General features: G+C 38.8%; 17 protein-coding genes and 1 riboswitch. Of the genes, 4 read left to right on the top strand and 13 right to left on the bottom strand.

The window, feature by feature from the left end:
- Window positions 1-28: 28 nt before the first annotated feature.
- Window positions 29-1117, bottom strand: coding sequence for a bifunctional 3-deoxy-7-phosphoheptulonate synthase/chorismate mutase type II (locus tag NU09_RS08755; RefSeq protein WP_129750901.1), 1089 nt, complete (start codon window positions 1115-1117; stop codon window positions 29-31).
- Between the two features lie 152 nt (window positions 1118-1269).
- Here NU09_RS08755 and gldA point away from each other — a divergent pair, with 152 nt between their 5' ends.
- A complete protein-coding gene (gene gldA, locus NU09_RS08750; protein WP_129750900.1) occupies window positions 1270-2166 on the top strand; it encodes a gliding motility-associated ABC transporter ATP-binding subunit GldA in 897 nt (298 codons plus the stop codon).
- Window positions 2167-2168: 2 nt separating this feature from the next.
- On the opposite strand, the gene metF is transcribed toward gldA, so the two are convergent.
- The 5 genes from metF to NU09_RS08725 form a co-directional block, all read right to left on the bottom strand.
- Entirely contained in the window at window positions 2169-3125 is a 957-nt protein-coding gene (metF, locus tag NU09_RS08745; protein ID WP_129750899.1) for a methylenetetrahydrofolate reductase [NAD(P)H], read from the bottom strand.
- Window positions 3126-5804 carry a methionine synthase gene (metH, locus tag NU09_RS08740; protein ID WP_129750898.1) on the bottom strand — a complete coding sequence of 893 codons (2679 nt, stop codon included), beginning with the start codon at window positions 5802-5804 and terminating at the stop codon, window positions 3126-3128.
- On the bottom strand, window positions 5804-6805 hold the full coding sequence (locus tag NU09_RS08735) for a homocysteine S-methyltransferase family protein (RefSeq protein ID WP_129750897.1): 1002 nt from the start codon (window positions 6803-6805) through the stop codon (window positions 5804-5806). Before NU09_RS08735 ends, metH begins: the two co-directional genes overlap by 1 nt.
- A gap of 87 nt (window positions 6806-6892) precedes the next feature.
- A riboswitch (SAM riboswitch) is annotated at window positions 6893-6998 on the bottom strand.
- 166 nt (window positions 6999-7164) lie between these two features.
- Window positions 7165-7692: a hypothetical protein gene (locus NU09_RS08730; protein WP_129750896.1), complete on the bottom strand. Its 528-nt coding sequence runs from the start codon at window positions 7690-7692 to the stop codon at window positions 7165-7167.
- Between the two features lie 98 nt (window positions 7693-7790).
- Window positions 7791-8243, bottom strand: a complete 453-nt coding sequence (locus tag NU09_RS08725; protein ID WP_129750895.1) for an OsmC family protein — start codon at window positions 8241-8243, stop codon at window positions 7791-7793.
- A gap of 700 nt (window positions 8244-8943) precedes the next feature.
- Here NU09_RS08725 and metK point away from each other — a divergent pair.
- Window positions 8944-10194, top strand: a complete 1251-nt coding sequence (gene metK / locus NU09_RS08720; protein WP_129750894.1) for a methionine adenosyltransferase — start codon at window positions 8944-8946, stop codon at window positions 10192-10194.
- A gap of 52 nt (window positions 10195-10246) precedes the next feature.
- Here the strand turns inward: metK and NU09_RS08715 are convergent, their stop codons facing one another.
- From NU09_RS08715 to NU09_RS08705, 3 genes are read right to left on the bottom strand one after another with little or no spacing between them, the layout of a single operon-like run.
- Window positions 10247-11122: a carboxypeptidase-like regulatory domain-containing protein gene (locus tag NU09_RS08715; protein ID WP_129750893.1), complete on the bottom strand. Its 876-nt coding sequence runs from the start codon at window positions 11120-11122 to the stop codon at window positions 10247-10249.
- A 9-nt stretch (window positions 11123-11131) separates the two neighbouring features.
- A complete protein-coding gene (locus NU09_RS08710) occupies window positions 11132-13888 on the bottom strand; it encodes a TonB-dependent receptor (RefSeq protein ID WP_129750892.1) in 2757 nt (918 codons plus the stop codon).
- A 29-nt stretch (window positions 13889-13917) separates the two neighbouring features.
- Window positions 13918-14817, bottom strand: coding sequence for a GLPGLI family protein (locus tag NU09_RS08705; RefSeq protein ID WP_129750891.1), 900 nt, complete (start codon window positions 14815-14817; stop codon window positions 13918-13920).
- 113 nt (window positions 14818-14930) lie between these two features.
- Between NU09_RS08705 and NU09_RS08700 the strand changes: the two genes are divergently transcribed.
- Both NU09_RS08700 and NU09_RS08695 read left to right on the top strand, forming a co-directional pair.
- Window positions 14931-15725, top strand: coding sequence for a hypothetical protein (locus NU09_RS08700; protein WP_129750890.1), 795 nt, complete (start codon window positions 14931-14933; stop codon window positions 15723-15725).
- Window positions 15725-16339 carry a deoxynucleoside kinase gene (locus tag NU09_RS08695; RefSeq protein ID WP_129750889.1) on the top strand — a complete coding sequence of 205 codons (615 nt, stop codon included), beginning with the start codon at window positions 15725-15727 and terminating at the stop codon, window positions 16337-16339. The genes NU09_RS08700 and NU09_RS08695 overlap by 1 nt, the downstream gene beginning before the upstream one ends.
- A gap of 58 nt (window positions 16340-16397) precedes the next feature.
- On the opposite strand, the gene NU09_RS08690 is transcribed toward NU09_RS08695, so the two are convergent.
- From NU09_RS08690 to NU09_RS08675, 4 genes are all read right to left on the bottom strand, one after another.
- Window positions 16398-18854, bottom strand: coding sequence for a sodium-translocating pyrophosphatase (locus tag NU09_RS08690; protein WP_129750888.1), 2457 nt, complete (start codon window positions 18852-18854; stop codon window positions 16398-16400).
- Between the two features lie 113 nt (window positions 18855-18967).
- Complete coding sequence (locus tag NU09_RS08685; RefSeq protein WP_129750887.1) at window positions 18968-19498, bottom strand: inorganic diphosphatase; 531 nt, start codon at window positions 19496-19498, stop codon at window positions 18968-18970.
- A 381-nt stretch (window positions 19499-19879) separates the two neighbouring features.
- Entirely contained in the window at window positions 19880-20425 is a 546-nt protein-coding gene (locus NU09_RS08680) for a hypothetical protein (protein ID WP_129750886.1), read from the bottom strand.
- A gap of 115 nt (window positions 20426-20540) precedes the next feature.
- A complete protein-coding gene (locus tag NU09_RS08675) occupies window positions 20541-21020 on the bottom strand; it encodes a hypothetical protein (RefSeq protein ID WP_165357678.1) in 480 nt (159 codons plus the stop codon).
- Window positions 21021-21029 lie beyond the last annotated feature (9 nt).

Genomic DNA, 21029 nt, shown 5'->3' with positions numbered 1-21029 from the left:
GATAAATATTTTAAACCCATGAGTTTTGCTATTCTTCCTTATTAATAACGTTTTGCTGGTGATTAATGCTTTCCTGGTGAATTGCCCTGAAAAGCTGTAGTATGAATTCCTCCCCCAGACTTTCTTCCTTACCTCCCGCTTTCATTTTTTCAAGAATGGCTTTCCAGCGACGGTTTTGAAGTATGGCTACATTATTTTCTTTTTTAATAACACCTATCTCATCGGCAATACGCATACGGTTACCTAATATTTCTATCAGCTTGGTATCATATTCGTCAATACGAAGCCTTAGTTTCTCCAGCTTATCATTAAAGGCATCTCCTTCTACCGATTTATGGCGCACCACAAGATTCTTTAAAATCTGCTTAAGCGTATCGGGTGTTACCTGCTGTGCAGCATCGCTCCATGCCTTATCCGGATTGTTATGGGTTTCAATCATCAACCCGTCATAATTAAGATCAAGTGCCTGTTGCGATACCTGCTGAATCATATCACGTCTACCTGTTATATGTGACGGATCGCAGATAATAGGCAGGTTAGGAAATCTTTCATGAAGTTCTATGGCAAGCTGCCACTCCGGTATGTTCCTGTATTTGGTTTTCTCATAAGTAGAGAAACCTCTGTGTATTACGCCCAGTTTTTCAATCCCTGCATTGTAAAGCCTTTCAACTCCGCCAATCCAAAGGGCCAAATCAGGGTTTACAGGATTTTTTACCAAAACAATCTTATCGGTACCTGCAAGCGCATCGGCAATTTCCTGAACCGCAAAAGGGTTAACTGTCGTACGGGCACCTATCCAAAGTACATCTATATCATGTTCTAATGCCAGTTGCACATGGTGTGCATTCGCCACCTCAACCGCCATAAGCAGTCCAGTTTCTTCCTTAGCCTTTTGCAGCCATTTAAGCCCTATGGCACCTACACCCTCAAAGCCTCCCGGCCTGGTACGTGGTTTCCATATCCCGGCACGGTATATTGTAACATCCGATTGTTTTAACTGTTTTGCAATATCCAGCACCTGCTCCTCTGTTTCTGCACTACAGGGGCCTGCTATGACTAACGGGTGCGAAAGATTAAAATCTTCCAGCCACCTTCTAACTTCAATATTGTTTTCCATTTTTTGCATCCGGATACAAATTTAATGTATTTACACGTTATAAATAGCAAGTATATAAGGGTTAAACAAGTACATAGCACAATTTCATAAAATTAACAGCTTATATACCCAACATTTATTTTTCTTAGTACTTTTGTTCAAAATCACAACATATGTCAATCGAGGTTAAGGATATTTCTAAAAGCTACGGCGAACAAAAAGCGCTTAACGCTGTTTCATTTTCAGTAAAAAAAGGAGAGATTGTTGGTTTTTTAGGGCCTAACGGTGCCGGAAAATCTACATTAATGAAGATCCTTACCACTTACCTTATTGCAGATGAAGGCAGCGCTTCTGTTAACGGTCATGATGTAAACAATGACCAGAAAGCAGTACAGAAATCGGTTGGTTACTTACCGGAACATAATCCGCTATATCTTGATTTGTATGTTAGGGAATACCTTGCTTTTAATGCAGATGTATATAAGGTATCCAAATCCAGAATTGACGAAGTTATTAAGCTTACGGGGCTTAGCCCAGAGGCACATAAAAAAATAGGCGCCCTTTCTAAAGGTTACCGCCAGCGTGTAGGGCTTGCCACTGCCCTGCTTCATGATCCCGAAGTACTTATTCTTGACGAACCAACCACTGGACTTGACCCCAATCAGCTTGTGGAGATACGCGATCTTATTAAAAACATAGGCAAAGACAAAACCGTATTCCTTTCCACTCACATTATGCAGGAGGTAGAGGCTATTTGTGACAGGGTTATTATTATTAATAACGGAGAGATTGTTACAGATAAAAACCTCAACAACCTGGTAAAAGATACCAATCAGGTTATTGAGGTTGAATTTGATATTGCTGTTAATGAACCGTTATTGCAAAGCCTTCCAAACTTGGTAAACGCCAAAAACGTACAGGGACACATATGGGAACTTACGTTCGGTACGGATAAAGATATGCGCCCTGTAATTTTTGACTTTGCACAAAATAACGGCATTAAGACGTTACAGTTAAGCCTTAAAAACAGAAACCTTGAGTCTGTTTTCAGGGAAATGACCAAGAAGTAAGCCTAAAAGACTTCCTTGCCAATAGCCTTAATATTATCTGACTTGCCCATAGAATAGTAATGCAGTACCGGTATGCCGGCCGCTACCAGTTCCTTACTTTGGGCAATGCACCATTCAATACCTATCTGCCTAACGGCATCGTTGTCTTTTGCTTTCACTATTTCCATAATAAGCTCATCCGGAAGATCTACCTTAAAACGATGCGGTATCTGGTTAAGTTGCTTTTTTGTAGAAAGCGGCTTAAGTCCCGGTATAATAGGCACAGTAATTCCTTCTTTTCTGCACTTGCCTACAAAATCAAAGAATTTCTTATTATCAAAAAACATTTGGGTCACTATATAAGAGGCTCCGTTCTTTATCTTTTGCTTAAGGAAATAAATATCACTGTCAAGGCTTGGGGCTTCCATGTGCTTTTCAGGGTAGCCAGCCACACCAATACAAAAATCTGTTGCCGATGTATTCAGTAAATCATCATCCAGATAAATCCCTTTATTAAGATTTACAATCTGAGTAACCAGTTCGCTGGCATACACATTCCCTTCCTTTTCAGGCTTAAAATATATTTCACTCTTAACGGCATCTCCCCTTAGGGCAACAACATTCTCTATTCCCAGGAAATCAAGGTCTATTAAAAAATTCTCAGTATCCTCTTTGGTAAAGCCGCCACAAAGTATATGAGGTATGGCATCAACCCCATACTTGTTTTGTATGGCCGAACAGATACCCACAGTACCCGGGCGCTTTTTTACCACTTTCTTTTCAAGCAGTCCGCTTGGTAATTCCTTAAAGGTGTATTCCTCCCTATGGTAGGTTACATCAATAAAAGGCGGCTTAAACTCCATTAACGGATCTATACTATCAAAAATAGACTGTATGTTTTGCCCCTTTAGCGGAGGCAGTATCTCAAAAGAGAAAAGCGCTTTTCCGTTTGCATTTTCTATATGCTCAGTTACTTTCATCTAATCTGCAATATTTGGGTTAAGCCATTTTACGGCTTCATCAATACTTATATTTCTTCTTTTGGCATAATCCTCAACCTGGTCCTGTTTTATTTTTCCTAGTCCGAAGTACTTACTTTCAGGATTACCGAAGTAATATCCTGATACCGATGATGCCGGCCACATGGCAAGGCTTTCGGTTAAGGTTACACCTGTTTTATTTTCAACATCCAGCAACTGCCAGATCGTGTTTTTCTCTAAATGGTCGGGACATGCAGGATAACCCGGCGCCGGACGTATACCGTTATATTCTTCTTTTATAAGTGCCTCATTACTCAGATCCTCATTAGCAGCATATCCCCAAAAATCCTTTCTTACCTTTTCATGCAGGTATTCTGCAAAGGCTTCGGCAAAACGATCACCCAGGGCTTTTACCATTATCGAGTTATAATCGTCATTATTCTTTTCAAACGCTGCGGCTTTTTCATCCACTCCAAAACCTGTGGTTACACAAAAAGCTCCCATATAATCTGTTTTACCTGTTTCTTTTGGGCAAACAAAATCAGCTAAAGCAATATTTGGAGCACCTTTTGTTTTTTGTGACTGCTGTCTTAAGGTAAGGAATGTTACAAGTTCATTTCCGTTCTCATCATACACGGCTATATCGTCATCATTTACCTGATTGGCAGGAAATATACCGTATACGCCTTTGGCCTGCATCCAGTTTTCACTAACAATATCTGCCAGCATCTTTTGGGCATCCTCGAACAGAATCACTGCCTGCTCCCCTACTATTTCATCTTTTAGTATATCAGGGTATTTACCATGCAAATCCCACGTACGGAAAAACGGTGTCCAGTCTATATAAGGTTCCAGTTCTTTTAACGATGGTGCGATAGTATGTATCCCTATAGCTTTAGGCTTATATGCAGTATAATTTTCCCAGTCCAACTGAAGCTTATTTGTCCTTGCATCGGCTATAGAAAGAAAATCCTTATCGCGCGAACGGTTTAAATAACCTTCTCTAAGCTTATCATACTCTTGCCTTATCGTTTTGGAATATTCGGTTTTTGTACCTGTATTAATAAGGTTACCCGCTACGGTTACTGCCCTTGAGGCATCGTTAACATGTACAACGGTTTCCCTGTACTCAGGTGCAATTTTTACCGCGGTATGTGCCCTCGATGTGGTAGCCCCACCTATCATAATTGGAATACTGATGTTGAGCTTATCAAGTTCTTTTGCCAGATATACCATTTCGTCAAGCGAAGGTGTTATCAGTCCGCTAAGTCCTATAATATCTACCTGCTCCTTTATGGCTGTCTCGATAATCTTTTCCGGCGGAACCATAACCCCAAGATCTATAATCTCAAAATTGTTGCATCCTAATACTACCGATACTATATTCTTACCTATATCGTGTACATCGCCTTTTACAGTAGCCATTAAAACTTTTCCTGCCGAGGTTCCTTTCCCCTTACCCTCCTCAATATAAGGCAAGAGATAGGCTACCGCTTTTTTCATTACACGTGCCGATTTTACTACCTGTGGCAAGAACATCTTACCACTACCAAACAGGTCGCCCACTACATTCATACCAGCCATAAGATTTATCTCGATAACCTCAATAGGCTTGACTGCACTTAGGCGAGCTTCCTCAACATCTGCTTCTATAAATTCGTCTACTCCTTTTACCAGGGCATGTGTTATTCTTTCCTGTAACGGAAGTGCACGCCATTCCTGCATCTGTTTTTCTACAGATTTCACATCTCCTTTTACATTATCAGCAAAAGCCAATAATCTTTCGGTAGCATCATCACGACGGTCTAAAAGCACATCTTCAACATGCTCCAGCAGGTCTTTATCTATTTCATCATACACCTCAAGCATTTCCGGGTTAACGATACCCATATCCATACCGTGCTGAATAGCATGGTATAAAAATGCCGAATGCATGGCCTCCCTAACCTTATCGTTACCCCTAAAGGAGAACGAAACATTACTTACCCCTCCACTCACATGGGCATAAGGCAGGTTTTGCCTTATCCATTGGGCGGCCTTAAAAAAGTCGATGGCATTTTTACGGTGTTCTTCCATACCGGTAGCTACAGGGAAAATATTCGGATCGAAAATGATATCTTCAGGCGGAAATTTTACCTGATTAACCAGTATATCATAGGAACGTTTGCATATATCTATACGTCTTTGGTAGGTATCAGCCTGGCCCACCTCATCAAAAGCCATTACTATTACGGCTGCCCCATAGCGTTTTACTTTTTTTGCATGCTCAATAAAAAGCGCTTCACCCTCTTTAAGACTAATGGAGTTTACTACGCTCTTACCCTGAGTAACCTTAAGCCCCGCTTCTATAATTTCCCATTTGGAACTGTCTATCATAACAGGTACACGGGCAATATCCGGCTCTGATGCTATAAGGTTAAGGAAAGTGGTCATGGCATGTACGCCATCAAGCATGCCCTCGTCCATATTAATATCGATAATCTGGGCACCACCCTCCACCTGAGCACGGGCTACATCCAGTGCTTCCTCATACTTCTCCTCTTTTATAAGACGCAAGAATTTTCGGGAACCTGTAACATTGGTACGTTCTCCCACATTAATAAAATTACTTTCGGGCGTTACGATTAACGGTTCCAACCCCGATAGTTTTAGGTATCTGTTACATTCAATCTCTGCCATTATACTGTTTCGGTAATTTTACGTGGTTTATACTGCGCTGCCACCTGAGCTATTAACTTAATATGCTCCGGGTTTGTGCCGCAGCATCCACCAATAATATTAATAAGGTTATCATCCAGATACTCTTTAATAAGCTGCTGCATTTCTTCCGGAGTCTGGTCATACTGACCGAATGCATTAGGCAGACCCGCATTAGGGTGTGCCGATACATTAAATGAGGTATTATGCGCCAGCCTTTTCAGGTATGGTTTAAGCTGATCGGCACCAAGTGCACAGTTAAAGCCTACACTTAATAAAGGAATATGTGAAATGGAAATAAGAAATGCCTCTACCGTTTGCCCTGAAAGTGTCCTGCCAGAAGCATCGGTAATTGTACCACTAACCATAACAGGTATATCTATACCCAACTCGTCTTTTACTTCTTCTATGGCAAAAAGGGCCGCTTTTGCATTAAGCGTATCAAAAATGGTTTCTACCAGCAGGATATCACTACCCCCTTCAATAAGGGCATGCACCTGCTCTTTATAGGCAATTAAAAGGTCATCAAAAGTTATAGCTCTGAATCCGGGATCGTTTACATCGGGCGACATACTTGCCGTACGGTTTGTAGGCCCTATAGAACCTGCTACAAATCGGGGTTTATCAGGATTTTTAGCGGTATATTCATCAGCTACCTCACGGGCAATCCTTGCCGACTCGTAGTTAAGTTCGTAAACAAGGCTTTCCATATGGTAATCGGCCATACCGACAGTAGTACCCGAAAATGTATTGGTTTCAACAATATCGGCTCCTGCCTCAAAATACTGGGCATGAATATCCCTTATAGCCTGTGGCTGGGTAAGTGTTAGCAGGTCGTTGTTGCCTTTTAACGGATGTGGAAAATCTCTAAATCTTTCGCCCCTGAAATCTTCTTCAGTAAAATTATACCGCTGCAACATGGTACCCATGGCGCCGTCCAGTATAAGTATCCTTTCATTAAGGGCCTGATGTATTTTTGACATAACAGTTTATATTCGGATTAATGTTCCGTTATAAAATCAATATGTCATCAAAAAAAGTGGAGTTAATATACCGTGAGTATATTTCTTCTGTTATCTATCCGCTCAATTGCGGTAGAATTTAGCACCTTCTTTAAAGATTAAAGGGTTGCTAAGGCTTCAACGGGTCTATTCCCTCTGCCTTTCGTGATAACAAATCAATGTGTAAAAGAACCCTGCAAAGTAATGTAATAAATTGTTACAAAACAAATTTGTTTTATAACTACTAGCATAGTTAGGATGATTAAATAAAAAAACTAGAAAAAGCAGGCTGTAAAACCTGCTCTTCAAACACACATACAAACAATAATTAGACTTTTGTATTAAGCGGCAAGCCTTTTTTGCTTTTCAGCTATTTCTATAAGCGACTCAAATAATTTTTCTACAGCCGCATGCTTATCCCCTTTAGCATTGTGAACAAAAGTGCTTTCCAGTCCGCGTACCGATGCTGCCAGTTTTACGTTCTCCTTAAAATCAGCAGGAAGTGCAGTCACGGCTTTATTTACCGATACCACATTAAACCCTGCCTGTATCAGTTTTATATATTGCAATGGCAGCTTAGCATCGTCGGTAGCATCAACCGCAATCAGGTTGCTAATATTATTAGCAAGCACATAGCTAACCACATCTTCCATCTTAAACGGAATGCTAAACTGTATAAAGTTGGCTTCCCATGAAAAATTAGCACCTTCCTTTGCAAAAAAGGCAACCGATGAGTTTGTAATTACCGGAAACCTGAAATCTATCTTACTTTCTAGCGCCAGCTCTTTTCTTTCTTTTAAAACTTTATTTATTAATGCGCTCCCTACATTTCCTATACCAAAGAGCACTATATTGATTCTATTATTCATTACGATTTTCTTTTTTTAAGAAACTGCTTCTCCCGCTTTAGCGGGAGGTGGCAGTTCTTCACAAACAAACAAAAAACAACTTATATATCTTTTCCTCTTTAGTTAGAGTAATTGTATTCTTTATAGAGTATCAGGTCTACCGGAGTGGCATTAACCAGATTATCATAAACGGGGCTGCGGTACTGTATTTCCTTTAACCATTTTTGTAATGCGGCTAAAGGTGCCTTTGTGGTAGGCTTAAGGGTAATTTCGAGTTTATTAAAACCAGCCCTTTCTTTAGTAGGCCTGCCTTCATACTTTGCAGCATTAAAGTTTCCCGTAATCTCCACCTGAAGCGAATCCAGCGTTAAGCCCTGTTCACTTGCCACCAGTTGGCCCAGCGAATTGATGCACCCGGCAAAACCGGCAAGGATATATTCGTAAGGATTAGGGCCTTCGAGCTCGGGAAATTTTTCATTCTCACTGATCCTTAAATCAGTATTCAGGGTTTTTACAACAAACTGTTTATTGTTTCCTGTATATCCCAGTACGTTAATTGAAGTTGCACTCATAATTATTTTTTTTAGCTATTGATAATGATTTGAAATAAAAAAAGTCCTTTTGGAGGATTACCAAAAGGACTTTAAACTTGGGTTATATATAAACTACAGATTAAGTCGTTCGCTTTTGGTAACAGTAATAGGGCATCCACATCCATGTATAACAAATGTGATGGCAAGAAATAAACGATTTAAAAAATGTGAAGGTTTTCATACCCTATTACTGTTTTAGTTTTTTCTTAAAATAAAAAAGCCCGTGCTGATGGCAGGGGCTTTCTGTGCTTATATAATTTTTTTGATTTAAAATTAGTCAACAGTCACCCCTGCGGAAGTTTTCCACATAAAGTAAAATGTATGACAAATATTAAATTTCATTTCTTCTGATTTGAGTAACAAACTTCTGAACAATTCCTGACATACGCAATACCCGAAACAAAAATTAACATTTAAAAAACACAAAATCAGGCTATAAATACTACGTATTTAAATTTCACGGAATTTGAAGCACTATTTTTTCATGAGGATATAGTATTAAAATCCTAAGGCGTTTTTTTTATTCCAAATAGGTTTTATACCTTTGCGTCATAAAAAATTAGAGGAAAGATTTGAACTGATTGCAACCTCATTAAAAAATGCTAAAGCAGGACTTCATTCCCCCTTTAGCATTCCCAGCATTCTCATTTCTTCCCCTTCATAAATTATATAGAATTTTATGGCATATTTATTTACGTCAGAATCAGTGAGCGAAGGGCATCCTGATAAAATTGCTGACCAGATTTCGGATGCGCTGATTGATAACTTCCTGGCTTTTGACCCCGAGTCTAAAGTTGCCTGCGAAACACTTGTTACGACAGGTCAGGTTATTCTTGCCGGAGAGGTTAAGTCTAAGACTTACCTTGATGTACAGCAGATAGCACGCGACGTTATCAAAAAAATAGGATATACTAAAAGTGAATATATGTTTGAGGCCAACTCCTGTGGTGTGCTTTCTGCTATCCACGAGCAGTCTCAGGACATTAACCAGGGAGTTGACAGGACAAATAAAGAAGAACAGGGAGCCGGAGACCAGGGTATGATGTTTGGTTATGCTACAAACGAAACCGAAGATTATATGCCTCTCGCTTTAAACCTGTCGCACAAACTGTTACAGGAGCTGGCAGAGCTTCGCCGTGAAAATAAAGATATTACTTACCTGCGCCCTGATTCAAAATCCCAGGTAACACTTGAGTATGATGATGACAACAAGCCTGTAAAAATAAAGGCTATCGTAATATCTACACAACATGACGACTTTGATACGGAAGAAGTTATGCTTGCTAAAATAAAGAAAGACATACTTGATATTCTTATACCGAGGATACTGGAAAAGAATCCTCAGTATGCTCATTTATTTAATGATGAAATTGAATATCACATAAACCCTACAGGGAAGTTTGTAATAGGCGGGCCTCACGGTGATGCCGGACTTACGGGAAGAAAAATTATTGTAGATACTTATGGTGGTAAAGGTGCTCACGGTGGCGGTGCTTTTTCTGGTAAAGACCCGAGTAAAGTAGACCGAAGTGCTGCCTATGCAACGCGCCATATTGCTAAGAATCTTGTTGCTGCAGGTGTTGCAGACGAAATACTTGTTCAGGTATCTTATGCTATTGGTGTAGCTAAGCCTATGGGTATATACATCAACACTTACGGTACTAAAAAAGTAAACCTGACTGATGGCGAAATCGCTAAAAAAGTAGAGGCAATTTTTGATATGCGCCCTTATTTTATTGAGCAACGCCTTAAGCTTAGAAACCCCATCTATAGTGAAACGGCAGCTTACGGACACATGGGCCGCAAGCCGGAAACCGTAACAAAGGTTTTCACATCGCCTTACGGAGAGGAAAAAACAGTTGAAGTGGAACTGTTTACATGGGAGAAATTAGACTATGTTGAAAAAGTAAAAGAAGCTTTCGGGTTGTAATCAACCCTGAAGAAGAAAATAAAAAAAAGGCATCCGATTGGCTGCCTTTTTTTTATTTTTCTGTTACTACGTCTATGTTTATCATGGCATTTACAAAGTCATTCCGTACCTGAGATTTTGTTGTATCAACCTTCCATTCCTTATTACGATATCGACTCCAGGTAACAAGTTTTCTTTCAGTATGAGTAAAAAGAATACGCGGGGCAATTACAGCCATACTTTTAAGCTTCCCCTCATAGCGTGTATTTATCACCTCTACACCAACACAAATACCGTTTCGGGGAAAAGCAATATTAAGGCTGTCAATATCTATTTTAAGCTCATACGTTTTATTATCAGGATATATGATAAGGTTTTGCCCGTACAATTCTTTCCCGGGTTTCTTTTCCAGTTCATCATATTCGTAAAACCTGATATTATAACTTGCATGGTAATCAAACTCCTTTTCCTTTTTTAAATCCAGATATACAGCTTTCACTTTGCCCTCTTTGTATTCTGAATTTTCAATATAAGAGCAAAACTCTGTTCCAAAGGGAATCGATTTCTGCACTTTGTATTTCCTACTTAAACCTAAACGTTTAGTACCGGAATATTTTTTCTTTTTGTAATCAATAACCACTTCATTAAGCGCTAAAGCTTTTTGTACCAATGCAATATGCAGTTCACCTTTATAATCCTTCGGGCTGATTACTTTATTTTCATAACCTACAGAACTTATCAGTAAATCGTCTTTTTCATCGTTCAGATCAAACTCAAATCTGCCTTCAACATCACAAGACACTCCACGGTCTTTTTTTAACAGAGTCACATTTGCAAAAGGTACCGGTTCTTTGGTAATGCTATCTGTAATAACCCCATGAACAACCTGAGCCTGAATTGTGGCTATACCTATAGTAAAAAAAAGTAAAAGGCTTAAAAATGTTTTCAAATAATATTTTTATAAACTATACCTTACGGTTAGCATAAGGTATCGTGGCTGTACCCTGTATTTAGATACCGATGTACTAAACTGGTTAAAACTGTCGGTGTTAAGGGAAGTAGTGTTAAGCAGGTTAGTTCCTCCTACTTTAAACTCCCATTTGTTCCCCGGTACCGTATACATAACGTAAGCATCTAAAAAATCATATTTATTATCTGATGTTCTTGTGTCGTTATAATAATGGTTAAACTGGTAATCGGCTGTTACCGTAAACGATTTCCAGAATATATAATCCAGTTTGGCAAACGGCCTGTGGTTATAGAACTTGTTATTAGCATAATCATTAATGCTCAATGTATAACCTACTTCAATATTAGGTACTGTTTTATAATTTGTGGCAAAACTTGTGGTATAGCTTTGAGTAAACTGTTCATTAGCCTGCCTTATAGAGTTTCCAATAGTCGGTACACCTGTCAGTCCGCTATTAGGATCGAACCTGAAGTTGTTGAATTTATTCCAGCTAAGGTTAACCATTACAGAGGCTTTGTAATAGCGCCAAAAGCTTTTGTTATAGCCAACCATACCTGTTAGTGACTGATCGGCAAAATTAGAGTTCTCTACAGTACTTATACTGTTTGCACCGTTATAGCCTGCAAGGCTTTTAACCGCATCCATACGGTGATTATAATTGATTGAACCGAATACCTGCGTAAAGCTGAACATATCAAACTTAAAGTAACGAAGACTATGATTTTGATATAACGCATTTTCCAGATACGGATTACCCCTGAATAATGAGTTATAGTTGGTAAATATAAGCCCCTGTGCAAAATTAGTCACATCAGTAAACTCGGTAGTCATGTTGTAGGTATAGGTAAGGCTTTCCGATTTCTTTATCTGGAATAGCGCATACACATCGGGTAACACATTGTAGAAATTATTCTCAATCTTAGCTCCCAGCTGTTCGTTATAAGAATTATAACTATGGAAAGTTACACCTGGGTTAAAGGTAAACTTACCGGTAATAAACTTGTAATGAAGTCCTAAAAACACATCATTAAAACTATATTTAACGTCATTCTTAGAATTATCATCAAGGTTATCCTGACTGTTATCATCCAGAATCTGGAATATATCCGAATTGAAGCTCTGGTAAGAATGGGTATTACCTAAAGTAAGATTGATATTACTCTTAGGGGTTACCATGTAATAATAGTCAAGTTTAGCATCCACCTTATTTGTGGTTACAAAACGTTCCTGAGTAATATCATAACGGGTAGCCGGAGACAGCCCAAGGTTTAATGAAGTGTCCCCTATCGGCGAATCAGGAAAAGGATTGTTCCCTAAGTTGGCATTATAGAACGGATCTTCATCCTGATATAAATGCTGCGCCTCAAATGCCAATACATTTTTATCATCTAAGGTATAATAAAGGTTAAAGTTCTGGTTAAATGAGAAAGGTCTTTGCTTTTTCAGTCCGTAAATTTCCTGATCCTGGATTGTCTCGGGAAATACAGAAGAAAATAATCCACTTTCTTCCCTTTGGTCAGACGATTTAACCAAGGCATCATAATCTACATGTAAGTTTTTGTTTGGTATATAGCTACCGCTCAGCTTAAACACGGCAAATTCACTTTTTTGCAGTGACCTTTCGGCTGTTTCCTGAGTAGTTTGGGTTTCACCCGATTCAGGATCTAAAATCTGCCTCCTTGTTTCAGTCTCCGTTTCTGTTCGGCTGGAATTAAATATACCAAAACCACTTATTGTTAAAGCTTTAGTAGGGTTATAGCTAAAGTTAGCCGCTCCAAATTTGGTTTCAATTTCTTTTGCCCTGTCGTTACGCAGTAATGCAATCCCTAAGTCATTAGAGCCTATATTAAAGTTGGTTCCTCCCTTACGCATCATGTTACGGAAACCTCCGGTAAACTTAAAGTAATCCTGTATGGTAAGTGGCAAATCTCCGTTATTGTTAAGATTCCCTATAACGTTAATACTGTATTTAGGACTGTAGTAAAAAAGCTTAGGATTAACCAAATAACGTTCGCCTTCACCTATACTCGCTCCGGCAGAAATATCTCCAAACCAAAAGTTCTTTTTACCGTCTTTCAGTTTTATATTCATCGCCACATTGTCCTGATTGTTCTCAAGTCCCTTAAGCTGACTAACCTCATTGTAATTTCTTAAAACCTCAATTTTATCAAGGGCATCGGCAGGAATATTTTTCACCCCAAGCTTAGTATCCCCGTCAAAAAAGTCTTTCCCTTCAACCATCAGTTTAGAAACGGTTTTACCTTCTACAGTAACCTCTCCGTCATCATTAACCTCCACACCCGGAAGCTTTTTCAAAACATCTTCCAGCTTTCGTTCAGAACCATTAGTAAACGAATCAGAATTATATACAATAGTATCGCCTTTTATGGTAACCGGCATCTCATAAGTAATCTCAAGTCCGGCAAGCTCTACCCCCTGCTGTAATACTATATTCTTGGTTACATTTTCCGTTCCTGTGGTAAAGGTAATTTCCTGAGCAGTAAAACCTATATAACTTGACTTAAGGATATATTGGGTATTTGCCTTAAGAATCATTTGGTATTTACCTGCCTCGTTGGTAATAGCATACGATTCCATTTCGTTAGTAACCTTGTTGACTACCATAACGTTTGCCATTTCAAGAGGAAGGCCTAAGGAGTCTTTCACAGTACCTTCTAATCGTATGTTTTGGGAATAAGAATATCCTGAGAGCAGTAAAAACAGCCCTAAAAGTAATTTGTTCATCGGTATAAATTGGTAAGTTTAGTATAAGATTATCCGCCCATTCTCATGCGTCCTCCGCCGCCCGGGCCACCCATCTGCTGCATTTCCTGCATTTTCTTCATAAGAATTTCAGCAAATTCCTCCTGAGTTACTTTCTGACCCTTCTTTGGTTCTTTAATCTCAACTTTTTCTTTAGTATTAAGTACTATTTTAGAGCAAAGTATGTTGGTTTTACCGTCGTTTACTTCAAGAATAAGACCCGGCAGGCCCCAGTAATTTGCGGGCCCCTGGTTAATAGGAATTTCAGGAGTATACCATGCTGTTACCTCAACAAAATCGGGCATTTCTACCATATCCATAAAGTTGGTCTTTTTAAGTTCCTCCTCATTACCTTCCTCCTGAAGTTTCTTCATTTTTTCTTCAGCCCCTTTCTTAGGTCGGAAATTCATCATGTTCGATTTGTCAACAGGCATTTGCGCCGTAGCCTTATAGCAGGTATAGTTTCCTATTTTCTTGGTTTCGTTTTCCATCTTCCATTTAATAACCGGAAGCGAATCACTAACAAGAAACTCTTTTCCAAAAATGTCTTTCTCCATCATCACTTTCTTATCCTTCACATTTTTGTATTGCTTACCTCCGCCACCAGTCAGACTCGACATCATTTTGAAAGGACCTCCATCCTGACCCGGAGCATCAAGTTTTTGCTCTTCTTCATAAATTGAGGCTACTTTATCAAAATGAAGTGTAAATGTTTTTTCAAACATACTTTTCATTCGTTCCTCAATCATTTTTCTCATTTCGGGAGTGATATCCTTATTGCCGTCAAGACGACTGTTTAAATCGGCCATGCTGGTTTTTGACTCATAAACAGCCATGCCCTGAAACTCCTGCGCATATGATGATACTATGGAAAGTAATAATGTTGTAAAATAAAAAATGTACTTTATCATGTCGTTTGGTTTTTAGCTATTTACTGGTTAGACTAATAAAGAGGGCATTTGTTACATAGGCTTTACAAAAAAAATTAAACTTTACCCTTTTATTTTTCGTAATTTGGCTTCATATGAAAAAAGCCCTGCTATCATTCACCCTGTTATTTTGTGCCTTTATTTCGGCACAGGAACTTACCATTCCGGTTAAGTTTTTATCCAGCACAAAAAACACTACCGAAAGATATATAGGCACAGATGCCTTTGGCTGGGAATACACTATAACCGATAACGAATTCAGGAAACAAAATGAAGAGAAAAGGCTAAACTACAAAAGCCTGTCTTTAGGTGATATTTACAGGGCAGACCTTCAAAACCCGTTACAGATAGTACTTTTTTACAAAAGCTTTAATACGGTTGTCTTACTGGACAATCAGCTTACCGAAACGGCACGTTTCAACTTTTCTGACATTTCCCAACCCATAATTGCAGAAGCAGCCGGACTGGCATCACAAAACAGGTTATGGCTGTATGATATCAACACGCAGCAAATAGGTTTGTATGATACGTCACAAAATAGTTTTAAAACCATAACTCCGCAATTAAACGATGGTATGAAATACTACCAGTCTGACTATAATTATTTTTACTGGATAAGCAACAGCAACAAATGCTACAGGGTTAACCTTTTTGGAAAAGTAAATCCGCTGGGTATGGTTGAAGATTTTGACCAACTGCAATTTACGGCACCAACAACCGTTTTATTCAGTAAAGACAACACCCTTTATCTTTATAATACAGAAACGCAAAGCCGCAAAGTGATTGAGATTAAGGAAAAAAGCTTTAAAAGTTTCTATTACAAAGAGCAAATTTTATCTATTTTTACAAACAACGATATAACACAGTATAAAATAACAGCAACCGAATAATGCATATAGCAGTAGCCGGAAATATAGGCGCCGGAAAAACCACGTTAACAGAGTTATTAGCCAAACATTTTAAATGGGATCCGCATTTTGAAGATGTGGTAGACAACCCCTACCTTGACGATTTTTACCATCAGATGGAGCGCTGGTCGTTTAATCTGCAGATTTACTTCTTAAACACCCGTCTTAGGCAGGTGCTTCAGTTTAAGGAAAGCGGCAAGAACATTATACAGGATAGGACCATCTATGAGGATTCTCATATTTTCGCCCCTAACCTACACGCTATGGGACTTATGAGCAACAGGGACTTTAGTAACTACACTTCGCTTTTTGAACTTATGGAAACTTTTGTAGGCGCACCTGATTTGCTTATCTACCTTAGAAGCTCAATCCCTAATCTGGTAAAGCAGATACACAAACGCGGACGCGATTATGAAAATTCAATATCCATAGATTACCTGAGCAGGCTTAATGAACGTTATGAGGCCTGGATTCAGAATTACGACAAAGGTAAGCTGCTTATTGTAGATGTGGATAAAAACAACTTTGTAGATAATCCGGAAGATCTGGGAGATATTATCAACAGGATTAATGCCGAACTTAACGGCCTTTTCTAAACAAAATAAAATCAAAAACGCCCGCTGTACAGCGGGCGTTTTTAGTAATAGATATAAATTAGTTTTTGTTTTCTTTTAATTCTTCGAGCTGAGCCCTTACCTCTTCCTCTGTACCTTCAAAAACCTTTTCTTCCATTTTTACATCCTCATTGGTAGTATAGGTAGAAATCACTACCCTGGCAGTAACCTTACCGTCTTCTCCTACTTCTTTTTCAATGGAAATTTCCTTTCTGTTCTCTATAGCATTTGTTATAGGCTGTTCTATAACCGTAGCCGACTGAACATTCATATTTCCACCATCAGCATGTCCACCTAAGATAGGAGCAATAACAAGCCCTATAAGACAGCTTAATTTAATAAGGATATTCATAGAAGGCCCTGAAGTATCTTTAAACGGATCCCCTACCGTATCACCTGTTACGGCAGCTTTGTGCGCATCAGATCCTTTATAGGTCATTTCACCGTTAATCATAACTCCGGCTTCAAAAGATTTTTTGGCATTGTCCCATGCTCCACCTGCATTATTCTGGAAAACTGCCCAAAGCACACCTGATACAGTTACCCCTGCCATATAACCACCAAGCATTTCTGCCACTAACTGATGGTTATCAGGATAGATAAGCATACCAATAAGCACAATAGCAATAGGGAAACCAATAGTAAGCAGACCGGGAAGCATCATTTCGCGTAAAGCAGCCTTTGTAGAGATTTCTACACACTTACCATACTCTGGCTTACCTGTCCCTTCCATAATGCCCGGAATCTCTTTAAACTGCCTCCTAACCTCATATACCATATCCATTGCTGCCTTACCAACAGAGTTCATGGCAAGTGCAGAGAATACTACCGGAATCATACCACCTACAAAAAGCATAGCCAGTACCGGAGCCTTAAATATATTAATACCGTCTATACCTGTAAAGGTTACATAAGCGGCAAAAAGCGCTAATGACGTTAAGGCTGCCGAAGCAATAGCAAATCCTTTACCTGTAGCCGCCGTTGTATTACCTACAGAATCTAAAATATCGGTACGGGTACGCACCTCTTTTGGCAGTTCGCTCATTTCGGCAATACCTCCTGCGTTATCAGATATTGGTCCGAACGCATCAATTGCCAGCTGCATTGCAGTGGTAGCCATCATTGCCGATGCCGCTAAGGCAACACCATAAAATCCTGCCAAAGCATAAGAACCCCAAATAGCACCCGCGAATAAAAGCACAGTAGGGAAGGTAGAAACCATACCCGTAGCAAGTCCGGCAATAATGTTGGTACCGGCACCGGTACTTGATTTTTGTACTATAGCTAAAATTGGCTTTTTACCAAGCCCTGTATAATATTCGGTCACTGATGAAATAACACCACCCACAAACAACCCGACAAGGGTTGCATAGAACACCCTCATGGAAGATATGGTTTGTGCTTCCTCACCGTAAAAGTTCATTTTCATTGTTTCCGGCAACAGGTAGGTCACCAAAAAGTAACATGACACCGCAACAAGTGCAATAGAAACCCAGTTCCCCACATTAAGTGCTCCCTGAACTTCTGCCTCTTTAGCATTATTATCTTTTATTCTTACTAACAGAGTACCAATAATGGAGAACAATATACCAAATCCGGCAATTGCCATAGGAAGCAATATAGGACCTATACCTCCAAATGCATCTGTAAATGCAGGATTATCCATTAAAATATCCCTCAACACATAATTACCTAATACCATTGCCGCTAAAACCGTAGCCACATAAGACCCGAAAAGATCGGCTCCCATACCGGCAACGTCTCCTACGTTATCTCCTACATTATCGGCAATAGTCGCCGGGTTACGCGGGTCATCTTCCGGAATACCTGCTTCAACCTTACCTACAAGGTCAGCACCTACATCGGCAGCTTTAGTATAGATACCACCGCCCACACGGGCAAATAACGCAATAGACTCTGCTCCTAATGAAAAACCTGCCAGGGTTTCCAGCACAATAGTCATCAGTTCCTGCGGTGTTCTGCTCACTCCATCAATATCTGCAGGAGCCCAAACACCATTCATAAAATAGTGGAAAAAGAAAATAAAGAAACCTGTTAATCCAAGCACTGCCAGTCCGGCAACACCAAGTCCCATTACAGTACCGCCACCAAAAGACACTTTAAGCGCCTGTGGTAAGCTTGACCTTGCAGCCTGTGTTGTCCTTACATTTGACTTGGTCGCGATTTTCATTCCCATATTTCCTGCAAGCGCAGAAAAGAAAGCTCCAAAAATAAAAGCCACTACGATAAGTATATCTGTGGTGGGGACTATATATGAAATAACCGCCAGGGCTATACTGGCGGCTATAACGAAAAATGCAAGTAATCTGTATTCTGCCTTTAAGAAAGCTAAGGCACCTTCGTAGATGTAATCGGAGATTTCTTTCATCTTACCATCTCCGGCATCCTGCTTAAGCACCCATGATCTTTTGGCTGCCATAAAAAGAAGCCCAACAACGGCCATAATAATAGGCACGTAAATCATAATTGATTCCATAAAAAAGAATTTTGGTTTGTTAATAGATTCGTAAATGTAACAAAACCAAAATAAATAAAAAAGCAATATTCAGGGTTGAATATTGCTTTTTTGATATTTTTTTATAAAATATGTTATCGGATGCTAAATAACTCCTCAGGTCTGTCCTGTAAAGTATCAAAACGGTCAACACATTTCTCTATAATCTCACGTGCTTCCTTAACATCACCCCATCCTCCAACATCAACTTTCTTGTTCTCAAGATCTTTGTATACCTGAAAGAAGTGCTCAATCTCTTTTAGTAAGTGAGGGTTCATATCACTTAGATCTTCAAGTCTGTTCCAGATAGGATCAGACACAGGAACACAAACAATTTTCTCGTCCGGACCTTTTTCATCTGCCATATGGAATACACCAATTGGCTTAACTTCCATAACACAACCAGGGAAAGTAGGCTCTGTTACTAATACAAGTACATCAAGAGGGTCACCATCCAAAGCAAGAGTTTCAGGAATAAAACCATAATCTGCAGGGTACATCATAGACGAGAATAACATTCTGTCATAACGTATCTTCTTTAATTCAAAGTCATACTCATATTTATTTCTGCTTCCTTTTGGTATCTCGATAAGTACATCGAACGAATTTGATTTTGCTGCGCTCATTTTTATTGTCTTATTATTTCATTTACTGTTTTAGCGGGTGCAAAATTAGTGTAAAATTTACTGTTTACAAAGCAATAACTTTATTAAAAACACTGTCCTGTAATGAGTTTACATAAATTTAATAAGAAAATATACGACCACGCTTTTCCATATAGTAATGTCACAAAAAAATGCCGCTGTTGACCAATCGGGTTTTTATCGTTCAGTATAAGCTATTATTTCGTCAAAATCCGTTAATCCACACACATTTTTACATCCAAAAGCCTATGTTATCTGTAAAAACTTTTCATTTGCCTTATCAGAAAAACATCTGTCCTAATTGATATAAAAAACCAAAGCCTTCTTAAAAAGAAGGCTTTAGACTACTATACGTATTAACTATTAATAAAAACTACTTTCAGACTTAACACAATTGTAAATACAACCGTTTTCATCGCAATAAGGTATTTTGGTAGTACCTTCTGTAAGTACTCTTAAATTACAGCCTGTAGCACAACCTGTACATGTAGTACCGTTTCCACCAAAAGTTCTGTCTACAGTAAATTGATTACTAGAATTTAGCGTTAACATTACACCAGTAGCAAAACTATTAGCACTGGGAGCTGTTGCTATTACCATATAAGCATCAACAGTTGGGTTATTGGTCGGTATTTTCTTGACTATAGAAACTTGATCGAGCTGTTCATTATAGCCCTGATTTTTTACCATTTGCTGCATTTCTGCCAATAGCCTCTCTTTAGGAACAGTTATTATATACTGCCCGTTTTGCACTACTCCAATAACACCATCCCAAACAGAGCCAGTGGCTTTTAAATTGAAGTCTTTATTGCTTTCGTTCATTTCCACAGCAGACTGGTCATCTGTACAGGAAACAGCAAATACAGCAAACATTACAAATAAAATAGCTTTTAATAAATTTTTTTTCATAATCGGTAAGGGTTTAAACTATTAATTAAAACGAAAATAAACTTTTTAACATTACTCACCTCCTAAGTAAATGTTAAAAATTATCACTTCCCGTTATACTACCATTTTTATCGACCTAATCAAGAAACTTATCCTGCTTTAAACATTCAGGACAAGGAGAACAGTTCACTAATGGCTTTCCATATTGCATTACAACGACAGGATCACAACCTACTTTACAACCTTGACAAGAAACCATTACAACAGCATTGTCCTGCTTGGCAAAATAAAGATCATCTCCTTTCTTTTCAAGTAAAACACCAATTCTTGTATTACCATCTGTAGTTGTACCAAGCAACATATAATAATCTTCTGTTGTATCAGTTATTTTACCTGTCTTTATTACAATATCATCAAAATTTATTTTATCTCCGGCTATACTTTCCCATTTTTGATGTATACCTTCCTTATTAACAAATTCAATACTATCTCCTGTTATTTTAGCAACAAGGCTATCAGATGTAACATCAAACACTTTCACATCCTCTGTTTTCTGCTTGCAGCCCACGAAGATAAAAAATACTGCAATCAAGACACATAAAGCCGTGTTTCTCATACTTTTATA

Origin of the sequence: Flavobacterium beibuense (assembly GCF_004151245.1) — a bacterium.
Classification (GTDB): Bacteria; Bacteroidota; Bacteroidia; order Flavobacteriales; family Flavobacteriaceae; genus Flavobacterium; species Flavobacterium beibuense_A.
Note: the sequence above shows the minus strand (reverse complement) of the source record. Positions and strands in the feature narration are given on the sequence as shown.

Excerpts from the sequence above, each read along its gene's own strand:
- NU09_RS08735 (WP_129750897.1), bottom strand. The coding sequence starts at position 6,805 with ATGTCAAAAATACATCAGGCCCTTAATGAAAGGATACTTATACTGGAC.
- NU09_RS08685 (WP_129750887.1), bottom strand. The coding sequence starts at position 19,498 with ATGAGCGCAGCAAAATCAAATTCGTTCGATGTACTTATCGAGATACCA.
- NU09_RS08710 (WP_129750892.1), bottom strand. The coding sequence starts at position 13,888 with ATGAACAAATTACTTTTAGGGCTGTTTTTACTGCTCTCAGGATATTCT.
- NU09_RS08755 (WP_129750901.1), bottom strand. The coding sequence starts at position 1,117 with ATGGAAAACAATATTGAAGTTAGAAGGTGGCTGGAAGATTTTAATCTT.
- metK (WP_129750894.1), top strand. The coding sequence starts at position 8,944 with ATGGCATATTTATTTACGTCAGAATCAGTGAGCGAAGGGCATCCTGAT.
- NU09_RS08680 (WP_129750886.1), bottom strand. The coding sequence starts at position 20,425 with ATGAAAAAAAATTTATTAAAAGCTATTTTATTTGTAATGTTTGCTGTA.
- NU09_RS08705 (WP_129750891.1), bottom strand. The coding sequence starts at position 14,817 with ATGATAAAGTACATTTTTTATTTTACAACATTATTACTTTCCATAGTA.
- metF (WP_129750899.1), bottom strand. The coding sequence starts at position 3,125 with ATGAAAGTAACTGAGCATATAGAAAATGCAAACGGAAAAGCGCTTTTC.
- metH (WP_129750898.1), bottom strand. The coding sequence starts at position 5,804 with ATGGCAGAGATTGAATGTAACAGATACCTAAAACTATCGGGGTTGGAA.
- NU09_RS08695 (WP_129750889.1), top strand. The coding sequence starts at position 15,725 with ATGCATATAGCAGTAGCCGGAAATATAGGCGCCGGAAAAACCACGTTA.
- NU09_RS08675 (WP_165357678.1), bottom strand. The coding sequence starts at position 21,020 with ATGAGAAACACGGCTTTATGTGTCTTGATTGCAGTATTTTTTATCTTC.
- NU09_RS08700 (WP_129750890.1), top strand. The coding sequence starts at position 14,931 with ATGAAAAAAGCCCTGCTATCATTCACCCTGTTATTTTGTGCCTTTATT.
- NU09_RS08690 (WP_129750888.1), bottom strand. The coding sequence starts at position 18,854 with ATGGAATCAATTATGATTTACGTGCCTATTATTATGGCCGTTGTTGGG.
- NU09_RS08730 (WP_129750896.1), bottom strand. The coding sequence starts at position 7,692 with ATGAATAATAGAATCAATATAGTGCTCTTTGGTATAGGAAATGTAGGG.
- NU09_RS08725 (WP_129750895.1), bottom strand. The coding sequence starts at position 8,243 with ATGAGTGCAACTTCAATTAACGTACTGGGATATACAGGAAACAATAAA.
- gldA (WP_129750900.1), top strand. The coding sequence starts at position 1,270 with ATGTCAATCGAGGTTAAGGATATTTCTAAAAGCTACGGCGAACAAAAA.